This is a genomic window from Rhodococcus sp. (in: high G+C Gram-positive bacteria) (assembly GCF_049286785.1).
Lineage (GTDB): Bacteria > Actinomycetota > Actinomycetes > Mycobacteriales > Mycobacteriaceae > Rhodococcus_F.
In genome coordinates, this window is sequence record NZ_JBAQEO010000049.1 from 1 (window position 1) to 9,771 (window position 9,771).

The window sequence follows — 9,771 nt, forward strand, 5'->3', positions numbered from 1 at the left end:
CGGGCGGTTCGCTCCGGTGGATCTTCCGATACCTGGTGACGCCGCGGGTGTGGTGCGCGCTCTGTGCGAACGTCTGGCGGAGGCCGACGCACCGGCACCGTCCGGGCGTCGTGTCGCGCAGCTCGCCGAAGCGGTGCGCGACGTCGAGAAGAAGGGGTACCGCAGCATCTCCGGTGGCGGCACCGTCGACATGCGCGATGCGATGGTCCGGCTCGCCGAGCTGCTGCCGTCGGCGGCGCAGGTCGTCACCGACGTCGGACGGTTCTCGTTCGCGGCGTGGAAGTACCTGCCGGTCGATCCGGGCCGTTTTACCCGTGCCCGGGGCATTCGGTTCGATCGGGCTGGGTATCGCGACTGCGGTGGGCGCCGCTGCGGCTCGTCGCGACGTGCCGACGGTGTGTGTGGCCGGAGACGGCGGCGCGATGATGGGCTTGGTGGAGCTGAGCACGGCGGTCCGGCATCGCCTGCCGCTCGTGCTGGTCGTCCTCGACGACCACTGCTACGGCGCCGAGTACCTCAAACTCGAGAGTCTCGGCCTCGAGCCCTCGCACTCGCAGGTGCAGTGGCCCGGGTTCGCGGAGACGGCGCGCGCCCTCGGTGCCCGCGCGGTCACGGTGCGGGAGGTAGGCGAGTTCGCGCAAGTCACGGAGCTGTTGGACGAGGGGGCCTACCCTCTGGTTATCGAGATCAAGGCGGATCCGGCCCGGCGTCGACCCGAGGTGGCCGCGGCCGTTGGACGTGCGCGGTGACGCGTGACGGTCGGAGACTGGACGCATACATGGATGACTTAGTAATATTTGTGAGGGCGCGTGCCCGTACTTTCCAGGAGGAACTGTGGACCTGAGCAGCTTGACCACGGTGATTGCAGAGCTGAAAGACCACGTTCTGACGATCACGCTCGACCGGCCCGACAAACTGAACTCGTTCACCGACACGATGCGGGCCGAGTTCGCTGCGTTGTGGGCCTATGCGCGCGAGGAGGACGACGTCCACGTCATTGTGCTCCGGGCCAACGGCGAACGCGCCTTCTCGACGGGCGTCGACGTCAAGGAGGGCACGTTCCTTTCCGACAACATCTTCAGCCGCCGCGATCCGGGCATCGATCTCTCTCCCAAGCACAACGGGTGCTGGAAGCCGCTGATCTGCGCAGTGCACGGTATGGCGGCCGGTGGTGCGCTCTACTGGCTCAACGAGGCGGACATCATCATCGCGAGCGAGGACGCCCAGTTCTTCGATCCGCACGTGTCGTACGGCATGGTCGCCGCACTCGAGCCGATCGGCCTCGCACATCGGATCCCGATCGGGGAGGTGCTGCGCATGGTCCTGCTGGGGCTCGATGAGCGCATGTCGGCCGAGCGCGCTCGTGAGATCGGTTTCATCAGCGAGATCGTCACGCGCGAGAAGTTGTGGGATCGCGCGCAGGAACTCGCGGAGCGCATCGCAGCCAAGCCGCCGGCCGCGATTCAGGGCAGTATCCGGGCTATCTGGGAGTCCAAGGATTCCGGCCGGTCCGCGGCCCTCGCGACCGGTATGTACTACACCGACCTGGGCAATCCGATCGGCAAGGCTCAGGTCGTCCGCTCAGAGGTGCCGACCCGCAAATACGAGGTGCGCTGACATGGACTACGGAATGACTCCGGAACTCGAGGAGTTCCGCACCGAGGTAAGCAAATTCGTCGCGGCCAACAAGCCGGCGATCACCGTCAAGGCGGGTGTGCGCAGCGCAGAGGACGCCGAGGAACTCGCTCTGCTCAAGGAATGGACCGGAAAGCTGTTCGCGGCCGGGTACGTCGGTGCCGACTGGCCCGAGGAGTACGGAGGCAAGGGTTCTGCGCATTCGTCCGAGAAGGACGTCGTCGTCGGTGAGGAACTCGCCCGCGGCCGCGCCCCGGCTGCGATCCAGGGTGCCGCGCATCTCGTCTCGCATGCACTGATCGATTTCGGCACCGAGGAACAGCGGCAGAAGTACCTGCCGGGAATCCGCTCGGGTGCGCTCATCTTCTGCCAGCTCTTCAGCGAGCCGAGCTCGGGCAGCGATCTCGCGTCGCTGCGCACCAAGGCTGTCCCCACCGAGGACGGCGGGTTCAAGGTCACCGGCCAGAAGGTGTGGACCACGAACGGTCACTGGGCCGACTACGGCTACCTGCTCGCGCGGACCGATCCGGATGCCCCGAAACACAGGGGTATCAGCGCATTCATCGTCGACATGCGGCTGCCGGGTGTCGAGGTGCGGCCGTTGCGGGAGATGACCGGAACGTCCGACTTCAACGAGGTGTTCCTCGACAACGTCGAGCTCGGACCCGACGCGCTGATCGGTGAACTCAACCGCGGCTGGGGAATTGCGAATTCGAGTCTTGGGCACGAGCGCAGCGGCGTGGCGACGAGCGCCGTGCGGCTGCAGCAAAACGTCGAAGCGCTGAAGGATCTGGCCAGGAACGTGACTCGGAACGGGCGCCCGGCGATCGAGGACGGTGCCGTGCAGGACCGTATCGGCGAGCTGTCGGCCGCAGTCACCGCACTCTCGGCGATGGTGTACGCGAACATCAGCCGGTGGCCGCGCAAGACCGAACGACCGTACGACGCACCGATGGCCAAGCTGATGTTCAGCGAACTCGGCGTGGACATCGCACGTTTCGCTCTCGAACTCGCCGGTGAAACCGGGATTCTCGTCGAGGGAGACCCGAACGCGGTCGACCGCGGGCGGTGGCAGGACGAGTTCCTGTACGCGCGGGCGTACACGATCGCGGGTGGCAGTTCGGAAATCATGCGGAATCTCATTGCCGAACGCGGTCTGGGAATGCCGCGCTGAACCGTCGTGCGTGAGCGGGGAGGGTCCACGGATCCTCCCCGCTTCGCCATGCAGGCAGGTCGCGGGATCTAGGCACGGACACGACACCAAACTCGATTGACCTAGTTAACTATGTGATCTATCTTTGGTTCAAGGCGTCTCGCTCGACGCCGCCGAAGGGCGGTGGGCGGGGGCGTCACGAAACCGGTACCGATGCAGGAAGAATGCGAATTTTTCCCGTCGGGGAGAAGTGGGAGGCATCGAATGACGGGTATCAGGGAAGCGTTGGGCTTGCTGTGGTCGGCATCCGACGACGCGAAAATGGTCCAACAGGACAAGACATGGCACACGTGGGGCGAAGTGCGTGCGCTCGCCGAGAAGGTCGACGTCGAACTCGCGCGCGTCGGTTGTGGCGAGGGGTCACGCATCGGCGTGGTGCTGGGGAATCGGATGGAGTCCGTCGCGTCACTGATCGCGGTCCTCGGTAAGGGCCGCACCATCATCACGCTCAACCCCATGCAGCCCACGGCGCGCGTGACTGCAGACGCGGTGACGTCGCTGCCGCAGGTCGTGCTCGCGCCGCAGAGCATGTGGGACGAAACCGACTTCGAGGTGGCACTGGCCGAGGCCGGCATCGTCGGCTTCGCGGTCGACGGCATCGATGTCGTGCAGCGAACGGGCGGCCCCGAGGTCACCATCGAGGCCCCGAAGAACGAGAAGGACCCCGTTGCGGTCGAGATGTTCACCTCGGGTACGACCGGACCGCCCAAGCGGATCCCGCTGACCTGGCGTCAGCTCGAGGCCGCTCTCGATGCAGTCCACGGCCATACCGGTAAGGGTGGCGACAAGCGTGAACCGCTCACCGGACGCGTCGCGCTCGTGACGCTCGCGATGGTGCACATCGGCGGACTGTGGGGTGTCATCCAGGCGCTCGCCGAAGCACGGCCCATCGTCGTGCTTCCGCGGTTCACCGTCGAGGGATGGGTCGACGCGGTGCACGAGCACCAGGTGCGTGTCGCGGGCCTGCCACCGGCGGCCATGCGCTCGGTCCTTAACGCCGACGTGCCGAAGGAAAAGCTCTCGAGCCTGCGCGCAGTCACCGCCGGAACCACCTTCGTCAGCCCCGACCTGGCCGACGAATTCACCGAGCGCTACGGCATCCCCGTGATGGTCATGTACGGCGCCACCGAATTCGGCGGTGCAGTCGCCGGATGGACCAAGCCGCTCATCGGTGAATGGTGGAGCCGCAAGCGCGGCAGCGTCGGCCGCCCCTTCCCCGGAGTGAAGATGCGGACGGTCGACGAGAACGGTGTCGTGCTGCCCGTCGGCACCACCGGCCGCCTCGAGGTCTGCTCGAGCCAGACCGGTACCGGAACCAACCAGTGGGTGCGCACCAGCGACCTGGCTCATCTCGACGACGATGGCTTCGTCTACATCGACGGTCGCGCCGACGACGCCATCATCCGCGGCGGCTTCAAGGTGCAGCCGGAGACGGTGTGCAACGCGCTGCGTGCCCACACCTCGGTGCTCGACGCCTCCGTATACGGCAAGGACGACGAGCGACTCGGCCAGGTGCCCGTAGCCGTGATCGAACTGGTCGAGGGAGCAGATCCCCTCGACGAGGCCGAACTCAAGGAGTTCGTCCGTACCCAGCTGACCGGCTATGAAGTGCCGGTCACCATCCACACAGTGGACGCTCTGCCGCGCAGCGTGTCCCTCAAGGTCGACAGGCGGCGACTGCTCGAGATGGTCGCCGAACTCGAATCCACACGGGTCTGACCCCGTAATCGCTGAACAGAAGGAGCACATCATGACTGCAGTAATCGTGGAGGCCGTGCGCACACCGGTCGGTAAGCGGAACGGCGGCCTGTCCGGCGTTCATCCGGCGGACCTGTCCGCTGTTGTGCTCAACGCGCTCGTCGAGCGCGCGGGCATCGACCCGGTCGTCGTCGAGGATGTCATCTGGGGCTGCGTCCAGCAGGTGGGCGAACAGTCCCAGGACATCGCCCGCACCGCGCTCCTCTCGGCCGGATGGCCCGAGTCGGTCCCCGGCGTCACCATCGACCGCCAGTGCGGTTCGTCGCAGCAGGCACTGAACTTCGCCGTCGCGAGCGTCGAGGCCGGTCACTACGACGTCGTCGTCGCCGGTGGCGTCGAGTCGATGTCGCGCGTCCCGATGGGCTCCTCCGTGCAGGTCGCCGGCAAACCCTACAGCCAGGCGTTCCTCGACCGTTACGACGGCACCGCACCGAACCAGGGCATCGGCGCCGAGACAATCGCCGAGAAGTGGGGCCTGAGCCGCACCGACGTCGACGCGTTCTCCGCTCGCTCGCACGAGCTGGCCGCCGCCGCGCAGGACGCCGGCCTGTTCGACGCCCAGATCGTGCCCGTCACGACCCCCGACGGCACGGTGATCTCGAAGGACGAGGGCATCCGCCGCGGCACCTCGGTCGAGTCTCTCGCCAAGCTCAAGACGGTGTTCAAGGAAGACGGCGTCATCCACGCCGGTAACGCCTCGCAGATCTCCGACGGCGCGTCGGCGCTGCTCATCATGAGCGAGGAGGCGGCAGCGAAGTACGGTCTGACGCCGATCGCGAAGATCCACACCGCGACCGTCATCGGCGCCGACCCGGTCATCATGCTCACCGCGCCGATCCCGGCGACGGCCAAGGCTCTCGAGAAGTCCGGCCTGAGCGTGGACGACATCGGCGTGTTCGAGGTCAACGAGGCGTTCGCGCCGGTACCCCTCGCGTGGCTGAAGGAGATCGGCGCCGATCCCGAGCGCCTCAACCCGAACGGCGGCGCGATCGCGCTCGGTCACCCCCTCGGCGGATCCGGTGGACGCATCCTCACCGACATGATCCACCACATGCGCCGCAACAAAATTCGCTACGGACTGCAGACGATGTGCGAGGGTGGCGGCCAGGCCAACGCCACGATCCTCGAACTCGTCGAGAACTGAGAAGGAACCGACGATGACTCAGGCAACCCAGGCCGGTGCGCTCGTCGAGCGCGTGGGCAACGTCATGGTGATCACGATCAACCGCCCCGAGGCCCGCAACGCGGTGAACTCCTCGGTGAGTATCGGAGTCGGCAGCGCCCTCGAAGAGGCCGCGAATGATCCCGACGTGCGCGCGATCGTCATCACCGGTGCGGGCGACAAGTCGTTCTGCGCCGGCGCAGACCTCAAGGCGATCTCGCGCGGCGAGGGCCTGCATGCTCCCGGTCACGAGGACTGGGGTTTCGCGGGCTTCGTCAAGCACTACATCGACAAGCCCACGATCGCTGCTGTCAACGGCACCGCGCTCGGCGGCGGCAGCGAACTGGCACTGTCTGCGGATCTCATCGTGGCCGCGGAGAATGCAACGTTCGGTCTGCCGGAGGTCAAGCGCGGTCTGATCGCCGGTGCCGGCGGCGTGTTCCGCCTTCCGGCCCAGATCCCGCAGCGTCTCGCGATGGAGATGATCTTCACGGGAGAACCGATCACCGCAGCCCGCGCCCTCGAGGTCGGACTGATCAACCACGTCGCGCCCGAAGGCAAGTCGGTCGAGGTTGCGATCGAGCTCGCCGAGCGTATCGCAGTCAACGCGCCATTGTCGGTGCAGGCCAGCAAGCGTGTCGCCTACGGCGTCGTGGACGGCCGGCGGGCGGAGGAGGACGATCGGTGGGCATTGTCCGCCGCGGAGTGGGATCGTCTTGCGCTCAGCGAGGACGCGAAGGAAGGACCGCTCGCATTCGCCGAGAAGCGCGAGCCGGTCTGGAAGGCGCGCTGACGCTCGCCGTTGTGTTGTAACTGCGGTAGCAGTCCGGGTCGCCCCGAAAGCGGTCGACCCGGGCTGCACCCACTCGGATGACTGAGGTAACCAGTCCAGGTAGAAAGGCAGAATCTCATGACCGATCGGATTCTCGAAGGGATTCGTATCGTCGAACTCGCCTCCGGACTGGCCGTTCCGGTTGCGGCGCGGATGCTCGCGGAAGCCGGTGCCGACGTCATCAAAGTCGAATCTCCCCAAGGAGATCCGCTCCGGGAGCGGGTCGCCTTCGCATCCTGGAACCGCAGCAAGCGCAGCGTGGTTCTGGACATCACCACCGACGACGGCCGCGCGAAGCTGGCCGATCTGCTTGATACGGCCGATGTCTTCGTCCACGAATTCACCCCGTCGCGCGCCGCCGCACTCGGCCTCGACGATGCTTCGCTGCGGGAGCGCCACCCCAACCTCATCGTTTCCTCGGTCACCGGCTACCCCGTCGACCACCCCGACCGCGACCGCCCTGCGAACGATCTACTCGTCCAGGCACGCTCCGGTCTGATGGGCGAGCTGTGGGGCTACCGCGAGGGCCCCATCGCCATGCGCTTCCCGCTGCCGAGCTGGGCCGCAGCGTCCCTCGCTGCCGCGGGCATCGTGGCGCGACTCATCCAGCGCGACGGCACCGGCCGGGTCGGTGCGGTGCACACCTCGCTCCTGCAGGGCATGCTCAACACGGCTTCTCTCGCGTGGAACAACGCCGAGAACCCGATCCCGGCGCTGATTCTCAACAAGTACGAGGCGCCCCCGCAGCTTGCGATGTACCAGTGCAGCGACGGTGTGTGGCTGCAGATGATGAATCCCGGCGAGCGTATCGATATCAATGCCATCCCGCTCGTCAAGGAAGTCGCGGCGGGCATGGACGACCTCGATGATCTGTCGAAGAACGCGAGCGAGGGACTGCGCAAGGTCATCGCGCAGCGCCCGAGCACCGAGTGGTTGCCGGCCTTTCGCGCAGCGGACCTCGCAATCGAGCCGGCTCAGCAGATGGGTGAACTACTGCGCGATCCGCAGGTGGTCGCCAATGGGTACGTCTTCGAGGTCGACGACTCGGTGGAGGGGCGAACACTCCAGGCGGGTAACCCCTTCGTGACCGAACCGGCGTGCGAGGTCACACGCCCGGCGCCACGTCTCGGCGAGCATTCCGAGGAGGTACTCGGCACCCTGGCTCAGTACCGCCGGTCCCCGGCGCCGGTAGATCCGGCCGCCGACCCGCGGCCACTCGCCGGTCTGAAGGTGCTCGACCTCGGGTCGTTCCTGGCAGGCCCAATGGCCCCTATGCTCATGGCGGATCTGGGCGCAGAGGTGATCAAGATCGAGCCCGTGGTGGGCGACCGGTTGCGCTGGAAGCCCAGCTATTGGGAGGCCTGCTCGCGAGGCAAGCGCGACCTGGCTGTGGACCTGGCCACCGAGAAGGGTCAAGAGGTCTTGCGCAAGCTCATCCAGTGGGCGGACGTCGTGCACCACAACCAGCGTCCGAAGGCGTCCGTGAAGAACCATATCGATGAGGCGTCGGTGCGAGCGATCAACCCGGACATTGTCTTCGGGTATGTGACGAGCTACGGCGAGAACGGCGATCGCATCGACAGTCCCGGCTTCGATCCGATCTTTCAAGCCCTGGCGGGCTGGGAGGTCGAGAACGGTGGTGTGGGGAATCCGCCACAGTTCTCCCGATTCGGAGTACTCGACATCCAGGCGGCTCTGGGTTCTCTCGTGGGCACCCTGCTCGCGGTGTACTACAAGCAACGCACCGGGCGCGGCACCAAGGCATCAGGATCGCTGCTTGCGGCAGCCACCGCGACACAGAGTGAAACGTTGATCCGCCTCGCCGACAACAGTGTCGCCGAGTACCCGCGGTTCGACGCGACGCAAACCGGTTTCGGTCCGGGCCGCCGCATCTACGAGGTGGCAGACGGCTGGGTCGCGGTCGTTGCCGAGGCCGACGGTCAGCTCGCCGCGTTGCGCGCGATAGCGGGCGCAGCCGATGACGACGGGATCGAAACCGGTCTCGCGGGGCTCGAATCCGAGAAGCTGCTCGCCGATCTGGAATCCGCGGGCATCGCGGCCGAACCGGTGCGCGAAGAGTACGGCTTCGAGTTCTTCGACGACGAAGCGAATCGCACCGGCCAGCTCATCGCCTCCTACGACCACGCACACTTCGGTCGCATGGAACAGCCCGGCGCCTACTGGAACTTCGACGACCTCACGCTGAAGTTCGATCGTGCAGCGCCGGTGATCGGCCAGCACACCCGTGAGATCCTCACCGAACTCGGCTACGGCGACGACGAAATCGACACGATGTACGCCGATCGTGTGGCCGGGGGACCGTCGGTGCCGAAGATGTGGGAACACGAGTAGACGGCAGTTCACGCACGGTCCTCGCCGAAGTGATGCCCGACGAGGCCGAGGCCGGCACCCCGCTGTATCTGATGCTCGACGACATCGCGGGCGCATCGCTCGGTTGCCGGATTCGCATACTCCCGCTGGGTGCCGCGCGAACAGTTGCTCGCGGCCATGGAGAATGCCCCGCGCGGCAAGATGAAGGGCATCTGCACGGGGTTCCAGCCGGGCTCGAGAGCCTTGATGCCGGACGCCTCGTCCAAGTGGAATCACCAGGTACAAACGGTCGGACCACGCTGGCACTGGCCGAGATGGCCGAGATGGCCGATACCATGCCATATGTCCTGGCCGAGATGGCCGGCTTCATCATGCACCCGGATCTGATCGCCAAGGACCATCCTTGCCACCGAGACCAACGGCTCGGGAGCCGTATTCGATTGAAGGCTTTGCTGCCGGTGAAAGGCTCGATCGAACTGGGCCAGTTCTTGCCCGGCACCGTGACCGCCGTCGAAGGCCGCCGCGGACTGACCACAGTCGACGTCCCGACCGGTATCGGCGTGGAACTGTTTCTGAACCGGAACATGGCCCCGCTCGACGAGACCTACAACTACGATCCCGAAAAGGCGAAGCAGTTGCTCGCCGAGGCCGGCCACCCCAACGGCATCGATCTGGGTGAAGTTATCCTCGTCAACGTCATCACCCCGGGTGTGGCCGACGTGCTGCAGGACGGGGGGGTATTCCGGTATCGGCGGTCTGGGTGCAGCAATGACGATAAACAGGGTGGTCCTTGGGCTCTCCATCAATCGTGCGGAACCGATACGAGCGACGCCCGTACAC

8 protein-coding genes and 1 pseudogene are annotated in these 9,771 nt (G+C 66.1%); 8 read left to right on the plus strand and 1 reads right to left on the minus strand.

Annotated features, from left to right (window positions below):
* Window positions 1-448 (minus strand): hypothetical protein (locus WAW17_RS02090; protein ID WP_422331378.1); only part of this gene is annotated, 448 nt, incomplete at its 3' end.
* On the opposite strand from WAW17_RS02090, the gene WAW17_RS02095 reads away from it, so the two are divergent.
* The 8 genes and pseudogenes from WAW17_RS02095 to WAW17_RS02130 all read left to right on the plus strand — a co-directional run.
* Window positions 360-749 carry a thiamine pyrophosphate-dependent enzyme gene (locus WAW17_RS02095; protein WP_422331376.1) on the plus strand — a complete coding sequence of 130 codons (390 nt, stop codon included), beginning with the start codon at window positions 360-362 and terminating at the stop codon, window positions 747-749. The genes WAW17_RS02090 and WAW17_RS02095 overlap by 89 nt on opposite strands.
* Window positions 750-834: 85 nt before the next feature.
* Window positions 835-1,617, plus strand: a complete 783-nt coding sequence (locus tag WAW17_RS02100; RefSeq protein ID WP_422331371.1) for an enoyl-CoA hydratase/isomerase family protein — start codon at window positions 835-837, stop codon at window positions 1,615-1,617.
* A gap of 1 nt (window position 1,618) precedes the next feature.
* Window positions 1,619-2,809, plus strand: coding sequence for an acyl-CoA dehydrogenase family protein (locus WAW17_RS02105; protein ID WP_422331372.1), 1,191 nt, complete (start codon window positions 1,619-1,621; stop codon window positions 2,807-2,809).
* 243 nt (window positions 2,810-3,052) lie between these two features.
* Window positions 3,053-4,567, plus strand: a complete 1,515-nt coding sequence (locus WAW17_RS02110) for a class I adenylate-forming enzyme family protein (RefSeq protein ID WP_422331373.1) — start codon at window positions 3,053-3,055, stop codon at window positions 4,565-4,567.
* 28 nt (window positions 4,568-4,595) lie between these two features.
* On the plus strand, window positions 4,596-5,750 hold the full coding sequence (locus tag WAW17_RS02115; RefSeq protein WP_422331377.1) for a thiolase family protein: 1,155 nt from the start codon (window positions 4,596-4,598) through the stop codon (window positions 5,748-5,750).
* 13 nt (window positions 5,751-5,763) lie between these two features.
* Window positions 5,764-6,561 carry a crotonase/enoyl-CoA hydratase family protein gene (locus WAW17_RS02120; protein WP_422331374.1) on the plus strand — a complete coding sequence of 266 codons (798 nt, stop codon included), beginning with the start codon at window positions 5,764-5,766 and terminating at the stop codon, window positions 6,559-6,561.
* 117 nt (window positions 6,562-6,678) lie between these two features.
* The gene (locus tag WAW17_RS02125; RefSeq protein WP_422331375.1) at window positions 6,679-8,952 is read left to right on the plus strand and encodes a CoA transferase; all 2,274 of its coding nucleotides are present in this window, start codon (window positions 6,679-6,681) and stop codon (window positions 8,950-8,952) included.
* 32 nt (window positions 8,953-8,984) lie between these two features.
* A pseudogene (locus WAW17_RS02130) lies at window positions 8,985-9,771 on the plus strand (hypothetical protein); the annotation flags it as partial.

Bases quoted from the DNA above. Each gene is read 5' to 3' on its own strand.
- WAW17_RS02105 (WP_422331372.1), top strand. From the start codon at position 1,619: ATGGACTACGGAATGACTCCGGAACTCGAGGAGTTCCGCACCGAGGTA.
- WAW17_RS02125 (WP_422331375.1), top strand. From the start codon at position 6,679: ATGACCGATCGGATTCTCGAAGGGATTCGTATCGTCGAACTCGCCTCC.
- WAW17_RS02110 (WP_422331373.1), top strand. From the start codon at position 3,053: ATGACGGGTATCAGGGAAGCGTTGGGCTTGCTGTGGTCGGCATCCGAC.
- WAW17_RS02120 (WP_422331374.1), top strand. From the start codon at position 5,764: ATGACTCAGGCAACCCAGGCCGGTGCGCTCGTCGAGCGCGTGGGCAAC.